The sequence below is a fragment of the Bartonella sp. AA81SXKL genome (genome assembly GCF_042196945.1).
Classification (GTDB): domain Bacteria; phylum Pseudomonadota; class Alphaproteobacteria; order Rhizobiales; family Rhizobiaceae; genus Bartonella.
Genome location: NZ_JBHIRH010000431.1, coordinates 1 through 530 on the forward strand (window position 1 = coordinate 1; position 530 = coordinate 530).

At 42.1% G+C, this 530-nt stretch carries 1 protein-coding gene; it reads right to left on the minus strand.

The window, feature by feature from the left end; translation table 11 throughout:
• On the minus strand, window positions 1–530 hold a 530-nt coding region (locus ACFINZ_RS12085), incomplete at both ends, for a DEAD/DEAH box helicase family protein (RefSeq protein WP_375701657.1).

Genomic DNA, 530 nt, shown 5'->3' on the forward strand with positions numbered 1-530 from the left:
TTTTCATTGGCAATAATCTCCTGTATGGCTGGTGTGATATAGGTTTCATTAATACCCAAGACCACAATCTTGTAAGGAGTTAAAAGTTCATTATCGACAGCTTCCGCGAAGGTATAATGATGAAGTTGTTTGCCATAAAGGGTTTCATCGTCCATAGATGCCAAAACAGCATTGATCTCATCCGCCCGCCTTTTAGCAGTGTCACTAAAGATACGCGGCGTTGCTGTCATATACAGACGTTTTTTGCCCCGAATGATGCTGTTATCGTGAACCTTGATAAATTCAGATTCATTGTCTTCAGTTCCCAATGAAGCCCCAGTTGTTCTATGGGCTTCATCACAGATGATCAGATCAAATTCGGGTAAACCATGCTCTTTTTGTGCATCCGAAATCACTTGGATAGAATGATAAGTTGAAAAGACCACGGTCATTGCATCTGCTAGGGATTCACAAGCTTCTTTAGCAAGGGCTTGAGCATCCGTGGTAGCAGGGAGAACAAGATCTGATGTTTCCATGCCAACAATATCATC